At 70.4% G+C, this 20,039-nt stretch carries 22 protein-coding genes and 1 pseudogene; 9 read left to right on the top strand and 14 right to left on the bottom strand.

Annotated features, from left to right (window positions below; all coding sequences use genetic code 11):
- Positions 1-2: 2 nt before the first annotated feature.
- The 9 genes from CHC02_RS03490 to CHC02_RS03530 all read right to left on the bottom strand — a co-directional run bounded on the left by CHC02_RS03490 (position 3) and on the right by CHC02_RS03530 (position 4,878).
- Complete coding sequence (locus CHC02_RS03490) at positions 3-209, bottom strand: hypothetical protein (protein ID WP_089390125.1); 207 nt, start codon at positions 207-209, stop codon at positions 3-5.
- A 71-nt stretch (positions 210-280) separates the two neighbouring features.
- On the bottom strand, positions 281-766 hold the full coding sequence (locus CHC02_RS03495; RefSeq protein ID WP_425262373.1) for a glycine cleavage system protein H: 486 nt from the start codon (positions 764-766) through the stop codon (positions 281-283).
- The gene (locus CHC02_RS03500; RefSeq protein WP_089390127.1) at positions 742-1,116 is read right to left on the bottom strand and encodes a DsrE family protein; all 375 of its coding nucleotides are present in this window, start codon (positions 1,114-1,116) and stop codon (positions 742-744) included. Before CHC02_RS03500 ends, CHC02_RS03495 begins: the two co-directional genes overlap by 25 nt.
- Positions 1,103-1,588 carry a GNAT family N-acetyltransferase gene (locus CHC02_RS03505; protein ID WP_089390128.1) on the bottom strand — a complete coding sequence of 162 codons (486 nt, stop codon included), beginning with the start codon at positions 1,586-1,588 and terminating at the stop codon, positions 1,103-1,105. The genes CHC02_RS03500 and CHC02_RS03505 overlap by 14 nt, the downstream gene beginning before the upstream one ends.
- Positions 1,585-2,148: a DUF4136 domain-containing protein gene (locus CHC02_RS03510; RefSeq protein ID WP_089390282.1), complete on the bottom strand. Its 564-nt coding sequence runs from the start codon at positions 2,146-2,148 to the stop codon at positions 1,585-1,587. The genes CHC02_RS03505 and CHC02_RS03510 overlap by 4 nt, the downstream gene beginning before the upstream one ends.
- A 121-nt stretch (positions 2,149-2,269) precedes the next feature.
- The gene (locus CHC02_RS03515; RefSeq protein WP_089390129.1) at positions 2,270-2,860 is read right to left on the bottom strand and encodes a DUF4136 domain-containing protein; all 591 of its coding nucleotides are present in this window, start codon (positions 2,858-2,860) and stop codon (positions 2,270-2,272) included.
- A 58-nt stretch (positions 2,861-2,918) separates the two neighbouring features.
- On the bottom strand, positions 2,919-3,671 hold the full coding sequence (locus tag CHC02_RS03520; protein ID WP_089390130.1) for a methyltransferase domain-containing protein: 753 nt from the start codon (positions 3,669-3,671) through the stop codon (positions 2,919-2,921).
- Positions 3,664-3,972: a MazG-like family protein gene (locus tag CHC02_RS03525; RefSeq protein WP_089390131.1), complete on the bottom strand. Its 309-nt coding sequence runs from the start codon at positions 3,970-3,972 to the stop codon at positions 3,664-3,666. Before CHC02_RS03525 ends, CHC02_RS03520 begins: the two co-directional genes overlap by 8 nt.
- A 48-nt stretch (positions 3,973-4,020) precedes the next feature.
- The gene (locus CHC02_RS03530; protein WP_089390132.1) at positions 4,021-4,878 is read right to left on the bottom strand and encodes a MaoC family dehydratase; all 858 of its coding nucleotides are present in this window, start codon (positions 4,876-4,878) and stop codon (positions 4,021-4,023) included.
- Between the two features lie 212 nt (positions 4,879-5,090).
- Between CHC02_RS03530 and CHC02_RS03535 the strand changes: the two genes are divergently transcribed.
- Positions 5,091-6,083, top strand: a complete 993-nt coding sequence (locus CHC02_RS03535; RefSeq protein ID WP_089390133.1) for an AraC family transcriptional regulator — start codon at positions 5,091-5,093, stop codon at positions 6,081-6,083.
- A gap of 301 nt (positions 6,084-6,384) precedes the next feature.
- Here the strand turns inward: CHC02_RS03535 and CHC02_RS03540 are convergent, their stop codons facing one another.
- The gene (locus tag CHC02_RS03540; RefSeq protein WP_089390134.1) at positions 6,385-7,740 is read right to left on the bottom strand and encodes a 3-oxoacyl-ACP reductase; all 1,356 of its coding nucleotides are present in this window, start codon (positions 7,738-7,740) and stop codon (positions 6,385-6,387) included.
- A gap of 167 nt (positions 7,741-7,907) precedes the next feature.
- Between CHC02_RS03540 and CHC02_RS03545 the strand changes: the two genes are divergently transcribed.
- A complete protein-coding gene (locus tag CHC02_RS03545) occupies positions 7,908-9,188 on the top strand; it encodes an acetyl-CoA C-acetyltransferase (RefSeq protein WP_089390135.1) in 1,281 nt (426 codons plus the stop codon).
- A gap of 349 nt (positions 9,189-9,537) precedes the next feature.
- Here CHC02_RS03545 and CHC02_RS03550 read toward each other — a convergent pair whose 3' ends face one another.
- Positions 9,538-9,984, bottom strand: a complete 447-nt coding sequence (locus CHC02_RS03550; protein WP_089390136.1) for an Lrp/AsnC family transcriptional regulator — start codon at positions 9,982-9,984, stop codon at positions 9,538-9,540.
- 167 nt (positions 9,985-10,151) lie between these two features.
- Here CHC02_RS03550 and yedA point away from each other — a divergent pair, with 167 nt between their 5' ends.
- The gene (gene yedA / locus CHC02_RS03555) at positions 10,152-11,039 is read left to right on the top strand and encodes a drug/metabolite exporter YedA (RefSeq protein WP_089390283.1); all 888 of its coding nucleotides are present in this window, start codon (positions 10,152-10,154) and stop codon (positions 11,037-11,039) included.
- 6 nt (positions 11,040-11,045) lie between these two features.
- Here the strand turns inward: yedA and CHC02_RS03560 are convergent, their stop codons facing one another.
- The 3 genes from CHC02_RS03560 to CHC02_RS03570 form a co-directional block, all read right to left on the bottom strand.
- On the bottom strand, positions 11,046-11,297 hold the full coding sequence (locus tag CHC02_RS03560) for a hypothetical protein (RefSeq protein ID WP_089390137.1): 252 nt from the start codon (positions 11,295-11,297) through the stop codon (positions 11,046-11,048).
- A gap of 120 nt (positions 11,298-11,417) precedes the next feature.
- Positions 11,418-13,001 (bottom strand): rhodanese homology domain-containing protein, encoded by a 1,584-nt coding sequence (locus CHC02_RS03565; RefSeq protein ID WP_089390138.1) that lies wholly within the window; start codon positions 12,999-13,001, stop codon positions 11,418-11,420.
- Entirely contained in the window at positions 12,998-13,603 is a 606-nt protein-coding gene (locus CHC02_RS03570) for a 3-mercaptopropionate dioxygenase (RefSeq protein WP_089390139.1), read from the bottom strand. The genes CHC02_RS03565 and CHC02_RS03570 overlap by 4 nt, the downstream gene beginning before the upstream one ends.
- A gap of 114 nt (positions 13,604-13,717) precedes the next feature.
- On the opposite strand from CHC02_RS03570, the gene CHC02_RS03575 reads away from it, so the two are divergent.
- The 6 genes and pseudogenes from CHC02_RS03575 (at position 13,718) to CHC02_RS03600 (ending at position 19,955) form a co-directional block, all read left to right on the top strand.
- On the top strand, positions 13,718-14,614 hold the full coding sequence (locus CHC02_RS03575; RefSeq protein ID WP_089390140.1) for a LysR family transcriptional regulator: 897 nt from the start codon (positions 13,718-13,720) through the stop codon (positions 14,612-14,614).
- A gap of 539 nt (positions 14,615-15,153) precedes the next feature.
- Positions 15,154-16,221 (top strand): LLM class flavin-dependent oxidoreductase, encoded by a 1,068-nt coding sequence (locus tag CHC02_RS03580; protein ID WP_089390141.1) that lies wholly within the window; start codon positions 15,154-15,156, stop codon positions 16,219-16,221.
- Positions 16,222-16,233: 12 nt separating this feature from the next.
- Entirely contained in the window at positions 16,234-17,178 is a 945-nt protein-coding gene (locus CHC02_RS03585; RefSeq protein ID WP_089390142.1) for an ABC transporter substrate-binding protein, read from the top strand.
- 16 nt (positions 17,179-17,194) lie between these two features.
- Positions 17,195-18,277: an LLM class flavin-dependent oxidoreductase gene (locus CHC02_RS03590; protein ID WP_089390143.1), complete on the top strand. Its 1,083-nt coding sequence runs from the start codon at positions 17,195-17,197 to the stop codon at positions 18,275-18,277.
- A gap of 142 nt (positions 18,278-18,419) precedes the next feature.
- A pseudogene (locus CHC02_RS03595) lies at positions 18,420-18,857 on the top strand (acyl-CoA dehydrogenase family protein); the annotation flags it as partial.
- A 111-nt stretch (positions 18,858-18,968) separates the two neighbouring features.
- Positions 18,969-19,955: an ABC transporter substrate-binding protein gene (locus CHC02_RS03600; RefSeq protein WP_089390145.1), complete on the top strand. Its 987-nt coding sequence runs from the start codon at positions 18,969-18,971 to the stop codon at positions 19,953-19,955.
- The last annotated feature ends 84 nt before the right edge of the window (positions 19,956-20,039 follow it).

The raw sequence follows: 20,039 nt of genomic DNA on the forward strand, positions 1-20,039 counted from the left end.
GCTCACGGGCCCATCAGCAGGCGCTGCTGCTGGGACGAGAAGCCGCCCTGCTGCTGGAACTGCGCGCCCATCATGGGTTGGCGTTCGAGGTCGTCAAGGCCGAAGGATTCCTTCACCGGCGACTCGATGGCGCCGAGGTTGTAGCTGCCCTGCCCGGCGCAGCCGGAGAGGGCGAGTAGAGCGAGGACGAGGGCGGGAAGCCGGGGCATGGCGGACTCCTTCCGTGAGGGAGCTTGCGGTCGCCCAGGTTAGACCGGCGATGCTTACGGCTTGCTTAAGCTCAGTCGCGGCGCAGGGCCTGGACGTCGTCGCCCCGGGGGTCGAAGGCGTCCAGGCGCATGCGTTCGGCGAAGGCGTCCAGCGCCGCCTGGCCGCTGACGAAGCCGGTGCGCGCGGCGGCCCAGTCGTCCGGGCGCAGGCGCACCATCCAGCCTTCGCCGTAGCAGTCGAGGTTGATCAGGCCGGGGCGGCGCTGCACTTCCGCGTTGCTCACCAGCAGGGTGCCGGCCAGCGGGCTGCGCGCCGAGGAGGCGGCCTTGGCGAACTCGACCACGCCGAAGCTGCGGTCGCGCTCGACGTGCCAGCCGTCGCGCTTGGGGGTGAAGGCGAATATCTGCCCGTAGAGCGCGCAGCCGTAGGCGCTCAGGCCGAGGGTCACGGCGCCGTCGGGCTCCTCGCGCAGCCACAGGTTGTAGTCCGGGGCGTAGAGCAGGTCGTCGGGGAAGTCCAGGCCGTGCAGCTTCACAGCGTCAGCACCCGGTCGTATTCGAGGATCATTCGCGCCAGCTCGCCGCCGCTGGCGATTTCGTCGACTTCGTCGATCAGCGCGCTTTCGTCGATGGGCACGCCGGGGGCGCGGCACATCAGCAGGCGCGCGCCGGCTTCCTTGGCCTGCTGGATGAAGTGGCTGAGCGGCTCGCCGCCGGGGGTGGCGTAGAGGTTGTCCACCACGTCCTGGCGCGCCAGCTGCACGCCCTCGCCGCTGAGGAAGAGGGTCACCTCGGCGTCCATGCAGGCCAGCAGGGTGGCGGTGTAGAAAGGCGCCGCGCAGCGCGCCGGGGTGCTCGGGCCGCTGCTGACGATGATCAGCACGCGCTGTGGGTCAGGCGGGTTCAAGGGCTTTCTCCATCTGCACCAGGGCCACGCGGCGGCCGTCCGGCGCCCGGCGCTCGACGATGCCCACCGGGCGGTAGCCCAGGCCGGCGTACAGCAGCAGGCCGCCGGCGTTGTCGTTGAAGCAGGATATCTTCATCAGCGGCGCAGCGTAGTCGCGCCGGGCGAGGCCTTCCATGACGCCGATCAGGTAGCGCGCCACGCCATGCCCGCGGGCCCAGGGCGCGACCATCATGTTGCCCAGGGCGCAGTATTCGCCCGGCAGGCTCAGGTAGAAGTTGGCGAAGCCGGCGGCGCGGCCGTCGAGCAGGGCCAGGGTGCTGGCGCGGCGCTCGGCCACGGCGGCGGCCAGTTGCTCGACGCTGAACGGCCACTGCGCCTTGGGGTAGGCGTAGAAGAGCTCGTCGGCGTCACGCACGAAGCCGGCCACCTCGGCCAGGTCGCCGGCTTCCACCGGGCGGTGCTGCAGGCTCATCCGCGCGGCGGGTACTGGGCGAGGACCTTCTGCACGGTCTCGCGGATCGCCGCCTCGCGCTCGGCCGGGGTCGGCGGGCTGCTGCGCATGATCTGCTCGCCGCTGCCGCGCCACACCAGCTTGCCGTCCTTGCCGTCGAGCAGGTCGACCTGGATGGTGGCGACCTTGTAGGTCACGGTGCGCGACTCGGCCATCGCCGGGCCGCCCCAGTAGCCGCCCCAGTACCCGTTCCAGTAGCCGCCGGTGTAGGTGGTGACCTGGTCCTGGCGCTGGTCGACGATCAGGTAGGTGCGCACCGTCACGTCGGGCGCGGCGCCGGCCTGGGCCGGGCGCAGGCCGCGCTGGTCGAGCTGGTCGGCCACCGCCGAGCGGATGCGCTGCTCGGTGAGGTCGCTCTTGATCCGCGGGTCGTCCGGGCGGTACTCGAAGGCCGGTTGCGCCCAGGCCCAGCTGCGGTAGGCGGCGAAGTCGCGGCTGGAATCGTAGTCGCGGTTGAGGTTGACGGTCTCACAGGCGGCCAGGCCCAGCAGCAGGCCCAGCAACAGCAGGCGGCGGATCATGATCGGCATACTCCAGGCAGAGTCTTCATCGAAGCTCAGAGTGCCGGCAAAGGCAAGTGCCGAAATGTCTCGAAACGGCCCTATTCCGCAGTTTCCTGGCAACAAGGGCGGACGGTGCCGATCAGTGCGGCGGATAGCCCGACAACGCCTTGCGCACCGCCTCGCGTAGCCCCCGGGCCTGCTCGCTCTGGTTGCCGCTGGGCGCGTATTCGGCCGAGGCCACCCAGACGGCATGGTTGTCGCGGGCGTCGTACAGTTCGATGCGCACCACGTTGACCTGCACCACGTAGGTCCGCGTCACCGGGATGGAGGCGCCGTACCAGGGATCGTTCCAGCCGCCGTAGTAGCCGCCGCCGTAGTAGTCGGTGACCTGGCGGGTGCGCTGCTCGCTGCTGACCCGCGCGCTCACCCGCAGGTCCGGCGCGGCGCCGGGGCGCGCCGGGCGCAGGCCGACCTGGTCGAGGCCCTCGCTGACCGCGTCCTGCAGCGAGCTGCCGTAGGTGGTGGCGCCGCTGGGCGCGCCGGTCCAGTTCCACGAGCGGTAGCGCCCGTAGTCCGGCGGCGCGGCCGGGTAGGCGCCGGGGTCGAAGCCCGGGGCGCTGGCCTGGGCCGGCACCGGGGGCGGCGGCAGCGACTGGCTGGTGTAGGGGTTCTGGCCTTGGCAGGCGGCGAGTGCGGCGAGCAGCGGCAGCAGGATCAGGCGTGGCGACATGCGGGGCTCCCGCCCGCGCCGGGGCACGGGCGACGACGGTGATGCGGCGATTGTGCACCTATTCGCGCGGGCGGCACAGCCAGTGCAGGTAGCGGCCCAGGCCGGCGAAGGCCGGGTGGCGGCGGTAGGCCAGTTCCATTTCCACCAGGTCCAGGGGCTCGGCCTTGTGCTGGAACTCCTGCGGCATGTAGTCGTGGAACACCCGCACGCCGCTGCGTGCCTCGATGTTCCAGCTGGCGGCCATGGCCGCTTCCAGCTCGCGCGGGTCCAGCGGCTGCTGCGGCGTCAGGCTCTGGCCCTCGCCGGCGAAGCGCTGCTTGCGCAGCTTGCGGAAGTGGCCCTTGAGCAGGTTGCGGTAGATGAGTGCGTCGCGGTTGTAGAAGGCCAGCGACAGCCAGCCGTCGCGGGCGGTCAGCTGGTGCAGCACGGGGAGGATGGCCTGGGGCTCGGCCAGCCATTCCAGCACGGCGTGGCACAGCACCAGGTCGTAGGGTTCGTCGAGGCGGCCTAGCAGTTCCTGCCAGGGCGCCTCGATGAAGGTGGCTGCGCGGCCGGCCTCGGTGAAGCGTTGGCGGGCGCCTTCGAGCATGGGCGCGGCGGGTTCGGCGAGGGTCACCTGGTGGCCGCGCTCGGCCAGCCACAGCGCCATGTGGCCCAGGCCCGCGCCTATGTCGAGCACGCGCAGCGGGCGCTCGGGCAGCGCTTCGGCCAGGTCGGCCTGCAGCACGGCCAGGCGGATGGCGCCCTTGGCGCCGCCGTAGATCTTCTCGGCGAAGCGCGTGGCCAGTTCGTCGAAATGCCGGTCAGCCATGCACGAAGCGCCTTTCGCTGTCGGCCAGCTTGGCGCGCACCACCTGGTCCATGTCCAGGCCCAGTTCGGCGCAGAGCAGCAGCAGGTAGAGGACGATGTCGCCGACCTCCTGGCCGGCGTGGGCGAGCTTGTCGGCCGGCAGGCGGCGCGACTCGTCCTCGCTCAGCCACTGGAAGATTTCCACCAGTTCGGCCATTTCCACGCTGGCGGCCATGGCCAGGTTCTTCGGGCTGTGGAAGCGCTTCCAGTGGTTATGGTCGCGGATCGCGTGCAGGCGCGCGGTGAGTTCGTCGAGGTTCATCGGGGGCTCCTTGGGAGCCCCATAGCTTCCGGCTTCGGCGCCGCCGCATCAAGCGTCGAGCGGTTTCCAGGCGCCGGCCATGTGCGGCAGGCCGTCCGCCCCGCGCAGGCTGAACTGCCCGGCCGGGGCCACCTCGCTGGCCAGCAGGGTGACGCTGGAAGGCAGCAGCACCGGCTTCTGGAAGCGCACCTCCACCTGGTAGCCGGCCGCCGGTAGGCGTTCGCCCAGGGCCGCCAGGCTGCGCGCCTTGTTCCACAGGCCGTGGGCGATGGCGCGGGGGAAGCCGAACAGCCTGGCGCTGGCCGCCGACAGGTGGATGGGGTTGTAGTCACCGGCCACCCGGGCGTAGCGCCGGCCGATGTCCGCCGGGCACAGCCAGTGGTCGATCTGCTCCAGCGGCAGTTCGGGCGGCTCCTGGCGTTCCGGCGGCGTACCTTCCAGGCGCATGCCGCGGAACAGGATGCGGCTGTCGCCTTCCCACAGCAGGCCGAGCTGGTCGTGCAACTGGGTGACGAGGCTGAAGGTCACGCCCTTGTCGTGGGGCTGCAGGTCGGCCACCCGCACGCTGGCCTGGAACGGGCCCAGGCCGCCGAGCGGGCGCAATACGCTGATACGGTTCTCCAGGTGCACCAGGCCCAGCAGCGGGAAGGGGAAGCGGGCGTCGGTGAGCAGGCCCATCTGCAGGCCGAAGGCGAGGATGTGCGGGTAGGTCGGCGGCAGCAGGTGGTCGTTCCTGAAGCCGCACACCTGGCGATAGCGCTCCAGGTGCCGGGCATCGACCATCACCGGCGCGCGCACGCCGCGGGTGGGCAGGCTGCGGCCGCGCAGGCCGCGGCGTACGGCGGCGCGCAGGAACAGGCCGGGCAGGGCGGGTGGGGCGGACAGGTCCAGCCAGTCTTTGGGCATCGACAATCTCCTGAGCGGAATTACCTTCAGCTTAGCCGCCGGGCCCGGCCGGGCATTGGCCGGGGCGGGGCGGCCTGCCGGCAGGCCGGTCAATCGGCGGCTCTGGCATGGGGCTTGTGGATAAATCGACCGCTGCCATGGCGTGTTACTTGAGAGGCGGTGGGAAAGCTGCCTAAGATGGGCCCGCTTCATGGATAACCAGAATAAATACCATGCACGATCTGACCGACGATGTGGCGCTGATGCGCCCGGTGATCGACGCGCTGCGCGCCAGCGGCAGCGATCCCGACCGTGTGCTCGCCCGGGTTGGCCTGCCGCCGGGCGCCCTGCCGGCCGGGCGCTTCCCCCATAGCGCGCAGAACCTGTTCTGGAAGGCCGCCGCCGAGGAATGCGGCGAAGAACACGTCGGCCTGTACCTGGCCGGGCACCTGCCGGCCTTCCACGGCCTGCTGCTGGAATACCTGTTCCTCTCCAGCGCCACCTTCGGCGAAGGCCTGCGCCACGCCCTGCGCTACGTGCGCCTGCTCTCCGACACCCTCAACGCCCGCCTGGAAGTGGAAGGCGAGCGCGCCGTGCTGCTGCTCGGCCACAGCGCCGGCACCAACCGGCACTTCCCGGAAATGCTCGCCGGCGCGGTGATCCGCCTGTTCCACGCGCTCACCGAAGGCGACTTCAGGCCCCGCGAGGTGCAGCTGATGCACGAGCAGGGCGCCCCCGCCGAACGTTACCAGCAGGTCTATGGCTGCCCGGTGCGCCTGGGCGCCGAGCGCTATGCCCTGGAGTTCGACGCCGCGGTGCTGGACAAGCCCTCGCGCCATGCCGCGCCGGAGCTGCTGCGCATGCACGAATCGCTGGCGCGCCGGCAACTGGCGGAAGTGGAGCGCCTGGACCTGGTGCGCAAGGTGCGCGAGCTGATCGGCGAGCTGCTGGTGGATGGCGGCGCCACCCTGGAGCAGGTGGCCGCGCGCCTGGACATGCCGGCCCGGCGCCTGCGCGAACGCCTGGCCATGGCCGGGGTGCGCTTCAACGACCTGGTCACCGACTACCGCTGCCGCCTGGCCAAGGAACTGCTGCTGAAGACCGACGAGCGCATCGAGGTGATCGTCGAGCGTACTGGGTTCTCCGAGCCGAGTACCTTCTACCGAGCTTTCAAACGCTGGGTGGGGGAGACGCCGGTGGAGTTCCGCAAGCGGGGGAAGGCATGAGGCCGCTGGTCGAAACCTGCTCTTCGTAGGAGCGAGCTTGCTCGCGAACGCTGTTCTGCCGGTGGTTTCGGTGCTTGCCTTGAAGAGCGCCCTCTCCCCAGCCCTCGGCTGCGCGCCCCGCCCTGAAGGGAGAGGGGCTAGTCCGGCGAGGGGCGAAGGTTCGGCATTAACCTTGTAGGAGCGGGCCCTGCCCGCGAATCGCGCGCAGGGCGCGCTCCTACAGGTGGGTTTGGCGTCACCATGTGGGAATGCATGATTGTAGGCGCGGATTCATCCGCGATCCCCCCGGCAGAGCCGGCCCTCACGCCCCCAGCAAACTCTGCCCGCAAACCCGCAACACCTGCCCGCTCACCGCCCCGCTGCCCGGCTGGGCGAACCAGGCCACGGCCTCGGCCACGTCCTGGGGCAGGCCGCCCTGGCCCATGGAGTTCATGCGCCGGCCGGCCTCGCGGATGGTCAGGGGGATGGCCGCGGTCATCTGAGTCTCGATGAAGCCCGGGGCCACCGCGTTGATGCTGATGCCCTTCTTGCCCAGGGCCGGGGCCCAGGCCTGGGCCAGGCCGATCAGGCCGGCCTTGCTCATCGCGTAGTTGGTCTGCCCGAGGTTGCCGGCGATGCCGCTGATGGAGGCCAGCAGCACCACGCGGCCGTCGTCGTGCAGCTTGCCGGCGTCCAGCAGGGCCTGGGTGAGCACCTGCGGGGCCTTGAGGTTGACGTCGATCACCGAGCTCCAGAACGCCTCGCTCATCTTCGCCACCGTCTTGTCGCGGGTGATGCCGGCGTTGTGCACCACGATGTCGACGCCCTCGGGCAGCGCTTCCACCAGCTTCTCGCCGGCGTCCGGCGCGCAGATGTCCAGGGCCACGCCCTGGCCGCCCAGGCGCGCGGCCAGGGCGTCGAGGGCGTCCTTGGCCGGCGGCACGTCGAGCAGCACCACCTCGGCGCCGTCGCGGGCCAGGGTTTCGGCGATGGCCGCGCCTATGCCGCGGGCGGCGCCCGTGACCAGGGCGCGCTTGCCCACCAGCGGGCGGCTCCAGTCCTGCACCTGGCCTGCGTAGGCCGAAAGGCGGATCACCTGGCCGGAAACGTAGGCGCTCTTGGGCGAAAGGAAGAAGCGCAGGGCGCCTTCGAGCTGGTCCTCGGCGCCCTTGCCGACGTACAGCAACTGCACGTTGCCGCCGCGGCGGATCTCCTTGCCCAGGGAGCGGCTGAAGCCTTCCAGGCTGCGCTGCACGCTGGCGGCGATGGGGTCTTTCAGCGATTCCGGGGCGCGCCCGAGGATGACCACGTGGGGGCACAGGTCCAGGCCCTTGAGGGCGGCCTGGAAGAAGTTGCGCAGTTCGATCAGCTGGTCGAAGCCGGCCAGGCCGCTGGCGTCGAACACCATGGCCTTGAGCTTCGGGCCGTGCTCGGCGGTCCAGCGCGGCAGGCCGTACTGGCCTTCCACGGCGGCGTAGACGGCATCGGTCAGGCGCTGGCTGAAGCCCAGCACGGCCTCGCCCAGGTTGCCCACCCCGCCCAGCAGCAGGGCGCCGTCCACCGGCCGGGTGCGCCCGGCGCTCCAGCGTTCCAGGCGTACCGGCGCGGGCAGGCCGAAGGCGCCGACCAGGCGGCGGCCGACGTTGGAGTTGGCGAAGGCGATGTAGCGATCGGTCATGGACGGGGGCTCCTGCACGGATACTCGAAGTGCCGACCACTCTACGCAGGCACCGGTTCCGCGCAATTGACCGCGCTGACCTGCGCCATGGCGGGGCGGCCAATGCGACGGGACCGGCTAAGGTTAGCCTGTGCGCCACAACCCGCTCAGCCCGCAAGGAGCCTTGCATGACCCAGACCCGACGGGTCGCCATCGTCGGCGGCAACCGTATCCCCTTCGCCCGCTCCAATACCGTCTACGCCACGGCGAGCAACCAGGAGATGCTCACCAGCGCCCTGGACGGCCTGATCGAGCGCTACAGCCTGCATGGCGAGCGCCTGGGCGAGGTGGTGGCCGGCGCGGTGCTGAAGCACTCTCGGGATTTCAACCTGACCCGCGAATGCGTGCTGGGCACCCGCCTGGCCGCGGAAACCCCGGCCTACGACGTCCAGCAGGCCTGCGGCACGGGCCTGGAGGCGGCGATCCTGGTGGCCAACAAGATCGCCCTGGGGCAGATCGAGTGCGGCATCGCCGGCGGCGTGGACACCACCTCCGACGCGCCCATCGGCGTCAACGAGGGGCTGCGGCGCATCCTGCTGGAGGCCAACCGCGGCAAGTCCAACGGCGACAAGCTCAAGAGCCTGCTGAAGATCCGCCCGCGCCACCTGATGCCGCACATCCCGCGCAACGGCGAGCCGCGCACCGGGCTGTCCATGGGCGAGCACTGCGAGCTGATGGCGCAGACCTGGCAGATCCCCCGCGACGAGCAGGACAGGCTCGCCTACGAAAGCCACGTCAAGCTGGCCGCGGCCTACGCCGAGGGCTGGCAGAACGACCTGATGACGCCGTTCCGCGGCCTGACCCGCGACCAGAACCTGCGTCCGGACATCAACCTGGAGAAGCTCGGCACCCTCAAGCCGGTGTTCGAGCGCGGCCCGCGCGGCACCCTGACGGCGGCCAACTCCACGCCGCTGACCGATGGCGCCTCGGTGGTGCTGCTGGCCAGCGAGGACTGGGCGAAAGCGCGCGGCCTGCCGATCCTGGCGTACTTCCGCGACGGCGAGGCGGCGGCGGTGAACTTCGTCGGCGAGGGCGCCGAGGGCCTGCTGATGGCGCCGGTCTACGCCGTGCCGCGGCTGCTGGCGCGCAATGGCCTGAGCCTGCAGGACTTCGACTACTACGAGATCCACGAAGCCTTCGCCGCCCAGGTGCTGTGCACCCTCAAGGCCTGGGAAGACGCCGAATACTGCAAGACCCGCCTCGGCCTGGACGCGCCGCTGGGCTCGATCGACCGTAGCAAGCTCAACGTCAAGGGCAGCTCCCTGGCCGCCGGCCACCCCTTCGCCGCCACCGGCGGGCGCATCGTCGCCAACCTGGCCAAGCTGCTGGACGCGGCCGGGAAAGGGCGCGGGCTGATCTCGATCTGCGCCGCGGGCGGGCAAGGTGTGACCGCGATCGTGGAAAAGTAATCCAATACATCGGGCGGCCCTGGCCGGCCCACGATGTAACAGCAACTCCGTGACTTAAGGCGGTGCCGTGCGAGCGGCGCCGCCTCTTTTTTTGTGTGGCTGGGCGTTTTGTTTTTTGTAGGAGCGAGCTTGCTCGCGAACAGCCTCTCCCGGCAGCGCTATCGTCTCAGGTCGACTCCGTCCCCTCTCCCTTCAGGGCGGGGCGCGCAGCCGAGGGTTAGGGAGAGGGCGCTCTACAGCCCAACTCCCCAGCCCGCCGGCAAGCACTGTTCGCGAGCAAGCTCGCTCCTACGAAGAGCCCCCCATCCTGCTCGCTTGCAGCTTGCAGCTTGCAGCTTGCAGCCTCTTTTTACCCCCCCTGCAACATCGCCGGATGCACCCGCCCATCCAGCGTGGTAGAGAGGATCAGCGAAGTCTTGCTCGCCCCATGCTGCGCCAGCTGGTCGATCAGCTCTTCCAGCTCGGCGGTGCTGGTCACCGTTACCCGCAGCATCACGCAGGATTCGCCGGTCACCCGGTAGCAGTCGAGCACCTGGGGGATTTCCGTCAGGCGTTGCAGCTGCAGGGCACCGCGGTGGTCGTTCAGGCGCAGTTCGATCAGGCACTGGATCGGGCGGCCGAGCTTGGTCAGGTCTACGCTGGCGTGGTAGCCGGTGATCACCCCCTCGGCTTCCAGGCGCGCCACGCGGTCGGCCACCGCCGGCGGCGAGAGGTTGATGCGCCGGGCCAGTTCGGCGAAGGACAGGCGGCCGTTTTCCAGCAGGGCGGCGAGCAGTGCGCGGTCGTATTTGTCCATCGGTTTTTCTCGTCTGTGGAATCGATGGCTTTCCTGGCGAAAATCCGTCGAAAGAAAAGTGTTACGCCAGATAATGCGTTCTCTGTGCCTTATAGGGCACAGGATCACTTAATAAAATGAGGCGCTACGACCCACTTGTCGAGCCCGCTGCCATGTCCGTCATGCCCATGCCCAAAGCCCGCGTCTCGCTGACGCTGATCGCTGCCTTCTTCGCCCTCTACTTCATCTGGGGCTCGACCTACCTGGTGATCCGCATCGGCGTGGAAAGCTGGCCGCCGATGCTCATGGCCGGCTGCCGCTTCGTCATCGCCGGGGCGCTGCTGCTGGCCTGGGCGCTGTACCGCGGCGCGCCGTTGCCCAGCGGCCGGCAATGGCTGAACGCGGGGGCCATCGGCGTGCTCCTGCTCAGCTGCGGCAACGGCGGGGTGACGGTGGCCGAGCACTGGGGCGTGGCCTCGGGCGTCGCCGCCCTGGCGGTGGCCACGGTGCCGCTGTTCACCCTGGTGTTCGCGCGCCTGTTCGGCCAGCGCAACACTCTGCTGGAGTGGGGTGGCATCGGCCTGGGGCTGTGCGGCATCGTGCTGCTCAACCTCGGCTCCAACCTGCAGGGCAGCCCGGCGGGCGCCGCGCTGATCCTCTTCGCCGCCGCGGCCTGGGCCTTCGGTTCGGTGTGGAGCCGGCGCCTGGACCTGCCGGCCGGGCCCATGGCCAGTGCGCTGGAGATGCTGGTGGGCGGCGCCGCGCTGCTGCTCGGCAGCCAGCTTTCCGGCGAGCACCTGCAGCAGCTGCCGGACCTGCGCGGCTGGCTGGCGCTGGGCTACCTGGTGGTGTTCGGTTCGATCATCGCCTTCAGCGCCTACGTCTACCTGCTGGCCAACGTGCGCCCGGCGGCGGCCACCAGCTATGCCTTCGTCAACCCGGCGGTGGCCGTGCTGCTCGGGGTGCTGTTCGCCGGCGAGCACATCGGCTGGCCGGAGGCGCTGGCGATGGCGGTGATCATCGGGGCGGTGGTGTTGATCAGCCTGCCGCAGTGGCGGCGGCGCGAGGCGGCCTGAGCCGGCTCAGTTGATCGGGACGATGCGCACGCGGGTGACCCCCACGCGATCGGCGCTGTGCCGCAGGTTGGGGATCAGGTTGGGGTCCAGGGGGGCGTCGGTCAGCCCGGTGGGGTCCTCGCCGGTCTCCTGCGCCAGGTGCAGCAGGACCTGGAGCAGGGCGAGGAACTCGTTGGGCTCCTCGGACCACTCGTGGATCAGCCGGCGCGGCTGTTCGCGCAGCCGGTAGTGGATGGCGTAGCGGTGGGTGACGTTCATGGTGGCACCTCCGCAGGCTAAGACACCTCAGAACGTCAAAATTCCCATCACTTTCGCGGCCAGCCGACAGGTGGTCATTTTTTCGCCACTCACCGACAGACGTCGATCAGCGGCGGCGCCTCAGATGACGAAAAAGCCGTGGGTGCCATCGCGGCCGAGCTGTTCGACCAGGCCGAATTCCCAGTCCAGGTAGCCCTGCATGGCCTCGCGCGGGTTGTCGGTGCCCTCGTAGGGGCGGCGGTAGCGGTCGATGCGCGGCGCGGCCAGCAGGCGCTCGCCTTCCTCGGTCGGCAGGCCGGCGGCGACCCAGGCCGCGGTGCCGCCTTCGAGCAGGAACACCGGCTTGCCGCTCAGCGCCTGCACCTGCGGTACGGCGAAGCGCGCCAGCAGGCTGCTGCCGCAGGTGAGCACATAGCGTTCGGCCGCGCCCAGCTGCGCCAGCGCCTCCTTCAACTGGCTGCGCAGGGCCCAGGCGGCGCCGGGAATGTGGCGTTTCACGTAGTTGGCGCTGGCGGTGAAGTCGAGCACCCGGGTGCCCGGCTCGCGCAGCCACTCGGCGAGGGTCTGCGGGGCGATGGTTTCGGCCTGCGGCTTCGGCGGCAGCGGGGCGGCCCAGGCGCCTTTCTCGCCGAAGTCGGCGGCGGACAGCCCGTCCAGCACCGCCACCTCCCAGCCCATCTGGGCCAGCCAGGAGGCGCTCATGTTGGCGCGCACGCCGTCGTCGTCCAGCAGCACCAGGCGCGCGCCGCGCACGCTGGCGACGTGGTCGGTCTCCTGCACCAGCTGGCCGCCGGGGGTGGAGCGCGAGCCGGGCAGGTGGCCGGCCTCGTATTCCTCCGGGGTGCGCACGTCGAACAGGTAGGTGGTGCGCCCGGCCTCGGCCTGCCACTGGCGCAGGCCGGCCAGGTCGGTGCGCGCCACGCCGGCGCGGTCGGCCACGGCGCGGGCGCGCTGGGCGGCGGCTGCGCGGGTGGCGCTGGAGACCTCGCCGAAGCGCCGCGCCTGGCCGTGCTCCAGTCGCTGGCCGGCCAGCGTCCAGCCGATGGTGCCGTTGCGCAGCGCCGACACCGGGTTGGCGATGCCGGCGTTCACCAGCGACTGGGTACCGATGATGCTGCGGGTGCGTCCGGCGCAGTTGACGATCACCCGGGTGGCCGGGCTGGGCGCCAGCTCGGCGATGCGCAGCACCAGCTCGGCGCCGGGCACGCTGATGCCGGTGGGGATGCTCATGGTCTGGTATTCGTCGAAGCGGCGGGCGTCCAGCACCACCACGTCGGCCTTGGCGTCGAGCAGCGCCTGCACGTCCTCGGCGGCCAGCGACGGGGTGTGGCGCTCGGCCTCCACCAGCTCGCCGAAGGATTTGCTCGGCACGTTGACGTCCTTGAACAGCTCGCCGCCTGCGTCGCGCCAGCCGGCCAGGCCGCCGTCGAGCAGGGCCACGTCGCTGTAGCCCAGGTCGAGCAGGCGCTGTGCGGCGACTTCGGCCAGACCCTCGCCGTCGTCGTAGACGGTGACGGGCGTATCGCGGCGCGGCACGCGGGCGTAGACCTCCAGTTCCAGCCTGGACAGCGGCACGTTGGCGGCGAACAGCGGGTGCGCCTGGGCGAAGGGGTCTTCCTCGCGCACGTCCAGCAGCGCCAGCTCGCGGCGGGCGAGGAGGGCGGCGCGGATGTCGTGGAAGGTACGGCGGGCGATCTGGCTCATGCGGGGTTCTCTTTCGACAGGTCCCAGATATTGGGCAACTGGCTGTTGGAATAGCCGGAGACGAAGGGCTTTTCCTCACCTTCGGCGGTATAGACGGCACGCCGCACCGCGCCGATGTTGGCGCCGTAGACGTGGATGCTGATGGAGGGCCGGTCGGCGAAGGCGTTGCTGACCTGGTGGATGTCGCCGATGCGCGGCGACACCGCCTCCACCTCGCCGGGCTCCAGGCGCACCGCCTCGCCGGCCGGCTGCAGGCTGCCGTCGACGGCGAAGGCGAAGGGCTGCGAATACTCGGCGCCACGCAGCATGCCGATCAGGCCCCAGACGCGGTGGTCGTGCACCGGCGTGCGCTGGCCCGGGCCCCAGACGAAGCTGACCACCGAGAAGCGCTGTTGCGAGTCGGCGTGCAGCAGGTACTGCTGGTAGCGCTGCGCGTTGGGCTGGGCGCAGGCCTCGGGCAGCCAGTCGTCGTGGCGCACCAGTTCGGCCAGCAGCGGGCGGGCCCGGGCGAGCAGGGTGGCTTCGTCGGGGTGGCCGTCGAGCAGGGTGGCCAGGTCGCCGATGAACTGGCGCAGGCGGTCGAGACGCAGGGAGGCGGACATGCGGGCGTATTCACTCCGGAAGGTTCTGGCTGTACGGTAGCAAACGCGTTTTTATTCCTGAAATGCATTTTGAATCTAAGCTAATATGCGAGAAATGCAATTGGTGCCAGCCCCATGAAGATCGACGACATCGACGCCTTCGTCGCGGTGATCCGCAACGCTTCCCTGAGCCAGGCCGCCGAGAGCCTGGGCCTGACCCAGTCGGCCATCACCCGCCGGGTGCAGAGCCTGGAGGAGGCCCTGGGCGTGGAACTGCTGGACCGCAACACCAAGCCGCTCAAGCCCACCGCCGCCGGCCTGCGGGTCTACGAGCAGTGCCGCCGGGTGCTGCGCGAGGTGGACGGCCTGCGCGAGCTGGTGGCCAGCGACACCGCCCCCAGCGGCGTGCTGCGCCTGGGCGTGCCGCAGAGCATCGGCGAGGTGGTGCTGCTGGAGGCGCTGCGACGCCTGGCCGGCGAGTACCCGGAGCTGCGTGCCCAGGTCGGCAGCGGCTGGGGCAGCCATTTGCTGGCGCGGCTGGAGAACGCCGAGCTGGACGCGGCGGTGGTGCTGTTCCCGCCGAGCAAGGTGTTCCCCGACGACCTCGGCGCCACGCCCCTGGGGCGCATGGACCTGTGCGTGGTGGCCGCGCGCGACAGCGACCTGCAAGCCCGCCGCCTGCTCGACTGCTACCAGCACGGCTGGGTGCTCAACCCCGACGGCTGCGGCTTCCGCGCCGGCCTGCAGCGCGCCCTGGCCGACCAGGGCCTGGGCCTGCAGCTGAACCTGGAGACCTTCGGCAGCGAGCTGCAGCTGGGCCTGGTCGCCGAGGGCCGCGGCCTGGGCCTGGTGCCGGCGCCGGCCCTGGCGCGCAGCCGCTACCGCGAACAGCTGCGGGTGCTGCAGCTGGACGACTTCCAGCCGCTGATCCAGCTCTGGCTGGTGCGCCCGCGCCTGCTCGGCAACCTGGAGGCGCCGGCGCGGTTGTTCGGTAATGCGGTGGCTGACGGGTTGGATATGCGGGTGGGGTGAGTTTTTCGAATCTGCTCACTTACCCCCCCCTGTAGGAGCGAGCTTGCTCGCGAACAGACTCCCCCGGCAGCGCTGTCGCCCCAGGTTGACTCCGTCCCCTCTCCCCAGCCCTCGGCTGCGCGCCCCGCCCTGAAGGGAGAGGGGGCTTGTCCGTGCCGAGAAAGGATTTGGCGTCAGTCGGGAACCTTGTAGTAGCCGGCTAACGCCGAAATACCCGAGCACGCCGAACGGTCCCCTCTCCCTTCAGGGAGAGGGTTAGGGAGAGGGCGCTCTCATGCCTGACACCGGCATGACCGGAAACTCTGTTCGCGAGCAAGCTCGCTCCTACAAAAGCGAAAACCTCCCCCGCGCAACTTGCTCCATCCTGAATATGCGTATTTAGCATATTAGGATATGCAAAAAATGAATTTCCATCATGAAGTGCTTGCCTATAGCTTCTAAGAACAACGTCCAACATGACGTTTTTCTTATAACGAAAGCCGCCGACCTTATGCAGCGGCCCAGGCGAGGGCAACACAGTGAGCGTGGAAATTCTCGGCATGATCACCGCCACCCCGAGTTCCGAGGTGGATCAGCCGCTGGGGGACGCGGTGGACGCCGGTTTCGTCCGGCGCTTCGCCCAGGCCCATGAGGACGCCGGTTTCGACCGCGTGCTGGTGGGCTACTTCAGCAATGCCGCCGAGAGCGCCGTGGTCAGCTCTTTCGTCGCCGCCGCCACCCGGCGCCTGGGCATCCTCCTGGCCTACCGCCCCGGGGTGATCGCGCCGCCGCTGGCCGCGCGCCAGCTGGCCACCCTAGACCAGTTCAGCGACGGCCGCCTGGCCCTCAACGTGGTCAGCGGCGGCAACGACGAGGACCTGGCCCGCGACGGCGACTACCTCGACCACGACCGCCGCTACGCCCGCACCGACGAGTACCTCGCTGCCCTGCGGCGCATCTGGACCGCCACCGGCCCGGTGGATTTCGCCGGCGAGTTCTATCGCTTCCAGGGCGCCTCGCCCGCCGTGCGCCCGCGGCAGCAACCGCACATCCCGATCTACTTCAGCGGCTCCTCCGACGCCGCCATCGAAGTCGCCGCCAGGCACGCCGACACCTACATGCTCTGGGGCGAACCGCTGGCCGCCGTCGACGGCCACATCCGCCGCGTGCGCGCCGCCGCCCAGGCCCAGGGCCGCGAGCCGCGCTTCTCGGTGTCGTTCCGGCCGATAGTCGCGGACACCGAGGAAGCCGCCTGGAAGCGCGCCGCCGAGGTGCTCGAACAGGTGCGCGAGAACCGCACCCGCCTGGGCCTGCCGCTCAACGACCACCAGCCGGAGAACGTCGGCTCGCAGCGCCTGCTGGCCGCCGCGCAACAGGGCGAGGTGCTCGACACCCGGCTGTGGACCGGCGTGGCCCGGCTGACCGGCGCGCGCTGGAACTCCACCGCCCTGGTCGGCACCCCCGAGCAGGTCGCCGCCGCCCTCGGCGAGTACTACCGCCTGGGCGTTTCCACCTTCCTGATCCGTGGCTTCGACCCGCTCGGCGACGCCGTGCGCTACGGCCAGGGCCTGATTCCCGCCATCCACGACCACGTCGCCCGCCTGCCGCAACTGCGCCGCGCCGGCTGAGGAGCCCCACCGATGAACCTGAAACGACGCCTGCGCGCCACCTTCGCCGCGCTGCTGCTGGGCGCCCCCCTGGCCCAGGCCGCCGACCTGCCGACGCTGCGCGTGGGCGACCAGAACTACTACAACGTGCGCGCCTCCATGGAGGCCTCGGGCGTGCTCGAAGGCGCGCCCTACACGGTCGACTGGAAGCACTTCCAGTCGGCCGCGCCGGTGGCCGAAGGGCTGCAGGCCGGCGCGCTGGACCTGGGCTTCCTCGGCGATTCCGGCTTCATCTTCCTGGCCGCCAAGGGCGCGCCGGTGAAGCTGATCGGCGTGTCGCGGCAGAACCCCGACACCATCGCCCTGCTGGTGCCCAAGGATTCGCCGGTGAAGACCATCGCCGACCTCAAGGGCAAGAAGGTCGCCTACTGGCCCGGCGCCTGGAGCCAGCAGCTGACCCTGCGGGCGCTGGAGAAGGCCGGCCTGCCGAAGGACTACGTGGACTTCGTGAAGCTGATGCCCATCGACGCCGCCGCCGCCCTGCCGCGCGGCAGCATCGACGCCTTCCCGGTGTGGGAGCCGTACATCTCGCAGCAGATCGTGTTCTCCGGCGCGCGGCCGATCCTCACCGCCCGCGACCTGATGCCGGGGCTGTCGAGCATCGCCGCCAACGCCGACTCCATCGAGCCCAAGCGCGCGCAGATCGCCGACTTCCTCGGCCGCCTGCAGCAGGCCCGGGCCTGGGTCGAGGCGCACAAGGAGCAGTACGCCGACATCTGGGCGAAGAAGGCCAACCTCGACCAGGCGGTGTCGCGCCACTGGATCGGCCAGGCCGGCATGAGCGTCGGCCCGGTGGACAGCCAGGCCGCCGCCGACTACCAGGGCACCGCCGACTTCCTGGTGCAGACCGGCGCCCTGCCCAAGGCCTTCGACACCGCCAGCGTGATCGACACCTCCTTCGCCAAAGCCTTCCACTGAGCACGGAGCACAGACCATGAGCATCCAGTTTCTCGGCATGATCGGCCACCGCCTGGCCTCGGAAACCCTCGCCCCGGCCGGCCCGATCCTCGACAAGCAGTACATCGCCGCCTTCGCCCGCGCCCACGAGGAAGCCGGCTTCGACCGCATCCTGGTCGGCTACTGGTCGGACCAGCCGGACGGCTTCCTGGTGGCCGCCACCGCCGGCCTGGCCACCTCGAAAATCAACTTCCTGCTGGCGCACCGCCCCGGCTTCGTCGCGCCGACCCTGGCCGCGCGCAAACTGGCCACCCTGGAGCACCTGCTCGACGGGCGCCTGGCGGTGCACATCATCAGCGGCGGCAGCGACGCCGACCAGCGCAAGGACGGCGACTACCTCGACCACGACCAGCGCTACGCCCGCAGCGAGGAATTCATCGAGGTGCTCAAGCGCACCTGGACCAGCGCCGAGCCCTTCGACTTCCACGGCGAGCACTACCGCGTGGAACAGGCCTTCTCGGCCATCCGCCCGCAGCAGAAGCCGCACATCCCGGTGTACTTCGGCGGCTCTTCGGAGGCCGCGCTGAAGGTCGCCGGCAAGCAGGCCGACGTATTCATGCTCTGGGGCGAGCCCCTGGCCCAGGCCGCCGAGACCATCGCCGCGGTGCGCGAGCAGGCGCGGCAGAATGGCCGCGAGGTGGAGTTCAGCCTGTCGTTCCGGCCGATCCTCGGGCGCACCGAGGAAGAGGCCTGGGCCAAGGCCGAGGCGATCCGCGCAACTGCCGGCGAGCGCCTGGGCGAGGCCGGTTTTCCCAAGGGCAAGCCGCAGAGCGTCGGCGCCCAGCGCCTGCTCAAGGCGGTGGAGCAGGGCGACCGCGTCGACGAACGCCTGTGGACCGGCATCGCCAAGCTGGTTGGCGGCGGGCACAACTCCACCGCCCTGGTCGGCACCCCGGAGCAGGTCGCCGATGCGCTGCTGGCCTACTACGACCTGGGCGTGCGCAGCATCCTCATCCGTGGTTTCGACCCGCTCAACGACGCCGTGGAATACGGCCGCGATCTGATCCCGCTGACCCGCGCCAAGGTCGCCGAGCGCGAGCGTCGGCGTGCCACGGCCTGAACCCATGACCGTCCCGCAGACCCCGCCGCTGGCGCTCAACGACCTGCTGCCGGCGCTCACCCGGCAACTGGCGGAAAGCGCCGAGGCCTACGACCGCAGCGGCGATTTCCCCCACGCCAACCTCGCCCTGCTGCAACGCCACGGCCTGCGCGACTTCGCCCAGGCCAGCGCGGCGCTGCTGGGTGCGCTCTACGACGGCATCGCCGGGGCCGCCCGCGACTGGCTCGTGCAGTGGCTGGGCGAGCGCGTGCCGGCTAGCCTCGGCGCGCCCCTGGCGAGCCTGCCGCGGGTGCAGGAGGCGGTCGGCGCCATCGACGGCCTGCTGCTGCAGAACCGCCTGCTGCTCGACGCCGCCTGCCGCGACCGCCTGACGGCCAGCGAGTCGGGGTTGATCAAGGTCGCGGTCACCGACAACGCGGTGGCGGTGCTCGAGAAAGCCCTGGAACTGACCGGCAACCACGGCCTCAGCCGCCACAACCCCTTGCAGCGGCATTACCGCGACGTGCTCTGCGGGCGCGTGCACACACCGCAGAAAGACAGCGTCTGGATCGCGGCGGGGAGGGCGGCGCTGAGCCCCTGACCCCCCGGGATTACCTGAAGGAAACGACGGCAATATCGGCGACCGCACCGGCGGAACGGATAGCCCAAGACAACCCCCGGCTTCCGTGCGGAGCCGCCTGGAGATTGCCCCATGAAACGAACCCTGCGTGTCCTCGCCGGCCTGCTGGCCGCGACCCTGCTGGCCGGTGCCGCCAGCGCCGCCGAACCCGTCACCCTGCGCCTGGGCGACGTGAAGGGCGACCGCTACGCCTCGCTGCGCGCCTCCGGCGAGCTGGAGAACCTGCCGTACAAGCTGGAGCTGTCGGCCTTCCCCTCCGGCGCCCCGGTGCTCGAAGCACTGAACGCCGGCGCCCTGGACATCGGCTTCACCGGCGACATCCCATTCCTCTTCGTCTACGCCGCCGGCGCGCCGCTCAAGGCCGTCGGCGCCTGGCACTTCAACCCGGCGACCGTGGCGCTGGTGGTGGGCAAGGACTCGCCCATCCACTCGGTGGCCGAGCTCAAGGGCAAGCGCATCGCCGTCAACCGCGGCGGCTGGGGCCACTTCATGGCCCTGGGCGCGCTGCGCCGTGCCGGGCTCAAGCCGGAAGACGTGACCTTCTCCTTCCTCGGCCCGGTGGACGGCCGCGCCGCCCTGGTGCGCGGCTCGGTGGACGCCTGGGTGCCCTGGGAGCCCTACACCTCCAGCGCCGTGCTGCTCGACCAGGCGCGGGTGATCGACAACGGCGAGGGCATCATGACCGGCTATTCCTATGCCCTGGCCAGCGACGCCGCCATCGCCGCCAAGAAGGCCGCCATCACCGACCTGCTGACGCGCCTGGCGCGCGCCCAGGCCTGGGCGCTGCAGCACCCGGACGCCTTCGCCGCGGCCCTGGCCAGGGACCTGAACATGCCCCGGGAAGTCACCCGCCGCTGGGTGGGCGAGGCGCGCATCAGCCCCATCGTGTTCGACGAGCGCATCGCCGCCACCCTGCAGAAGGCCGCCGACTTCTTCCATGGCGAAGGCGTGCTGCCCAAGGCGCTGAACGTCACCCCGGCGTTCGACTTCGGCCTGTCTGGCGGCGCCGCCGAAGTGGCCCGCCACCTGCCCGCCGACCTCAGCGTCGGCCAGCGGTAGCCCTGACGGTTCTCAGCTAAGGCAAAAAGGTTATTTAACCTTGCCGTACCGCTTGGATATGGTTTTAAGTATCGCCCCGGCCGC

This window comes from Pseudomonas delhiensis, from assembly GCF_900187975.1.
Taxonomy (GTDB): domain Bacteria; phylum Pseudomonadota; class Gammaproteobacteria; order Pseudomonadales; family Pseudomonadaceae; genus Pseudomonas; species Pseudomonas delhiensis.

What these genes read in the sequence shown, in the direction of transcription:
- CHC02_RS03490 (WP_089390125.1), bottom strand. Translation starts at nt 209, where the DNA reads ATGCCCCGGCTTCCCGCCCTCGTCCTCGCTCTACTCGCCCTCTCCGGC.
- CHC02_RS03505 (WP_089390128.1), bottom strand. Translation starts at nt 1,588, where the DNA reads ATGAGCCTGCAGCACCGCCCGGTGGAAGCCGGCGACCTGGCCGAGGTG.
- CHC02_RS03510 (WP_089390282.1), bottom strand. Translation starts at nt 2,148, where the DNA reads ATGATCCGCCGCCTGCTGTTGCTGGGCCTGCTGCTGGGCCTGGCCGCC.
- CHC02_RS03515 (WP_089390129.1), bottom strand. Translation starts at nt 2,860, where the DNA reads ATGTCGCCACGCCTGATCCTGCTGCCGCTGCTCGCCGCACTCGCCGCC.
- CHC02_RS03520 (WP_089390130.1), bottom strand. Translation starts at nt 3,671, where the DNA reads ATGGCTGACCGGCATTTCGACGAACTGGCCACGCGCTTCGCCGAGAAG.
- CHC02_RS03525 (WP_089390131.1), bottom strand. Translation starts at nt 3,972, where the DNA reads ATGAACCTCGACGAACTCACCGCGCGCCTGCACGCGATCCGCGACCAT.
- CHC02_RS03530 (WP_089390132.1), bottom strand. Translation starts at nt 4,878, where the DNA reads ATGCCCAAAGACTGGCTGGACCTGTCCGCCCCACCCGCCCTGCCCGGC.
- CHC02_RS03535 (WP_089390133.1), top strand. Translation starts at nt 5,091, where the DNA reads ATGCACGATCTGACCGACGATGTGGCGCTGATGCGCCCGGTGATCGAC.
- CHC02_RS03540 (WP_089390134.1), bottom strand. Translation starts at nt 7,740, where the DNA reads ATGACCGATCGCTACATCGCCTTCGCCAACTCCAACGTCGGCCGCCGC.
- CHC02_RS03545 (WP_089390135.1), top strand. Translation starts at nt 7,908, where the DNA reads ATGACCCAGACCCGACGGGTCGCCATCGTCGGCGGCAACCGTATCCCC.
- CHC02_RS03550 (WP_089390136.1), bottom strand. Translation starts at nt 9,984, where the DNA reads ATGGACAAATACGACCGCGCACTGCTCGCCGCCCTGCTGGAAAACGGC.
- yedA (WP_089390283.1), top strand. Translation starts at nt 10,152, where the DNA reads ATGCCCAAAGCCCGCGTCTCGCTGACGCTGATCGCTGCCTTCTTCGCC.
- CHC02_RS03560 (WP_089390137.1), bottom strand. Translation starts at nt 11,297, where the DNA reads ATGAACGTCACCCACCGCTACGCCATCCACTACCGGCTGCGCGAACAG.
- CHC02_RS03565 (WP_089390138.1), bottom strand. Translation starts at nt 13,001, where the DNA reads ATGAGCCAGATCGCCCGCCGTACCTTCCACGACATCCGCGCCGCCCTC.
- CHC02_RS03570 (WP_089390139.1), bottom strand. Translation starts at nt 13,603, where the DNA reads ATGTCCGCCTCCCTGCGTCTCGACCGCCTGCGCCAGTTCATCGGCGAC.
- CHC02_RS03575 (WP_089390140.1), top strand. Translation starts at nt 13,718, where the DNA reads ATGAAGATCGACGACATCGACGCCTTCGTCGCGGTGATCCGCAACGCT.
- CHC02_RS03580 (WP_089390141.1), top strand. Translation starts at nt 15,154, where the DNA reads ATGATCACCGCCACCCCGAGTTCCGAGGTGGATCAGCCGCTGGGGGAC.
- CHC02_RS03585 (WP_089390142.1), top strand. Translation starts at nt 16,234, where the DNA reads ATGAACCTGAAACGACGCCTGCGCGCCACCTTCGCCGCGCTGCTGCTG.
- CHC02_RS03590 (WP_089390143.1), top strand. Translation starts at nt 17,195, where the DNA reads ATGAGCATCCAGTTTCTCGGCATGATCGGCCACCGCCTGGCCTCGGAA.
- CHC02_RS03600 (WP_089390145.1), top strand. Translation starts at nt 18,969, where the DNA reads ATGAAACGAACCCTGCGTGTCCTCGCCGGCCTGCTGGCCGCGACCCTG.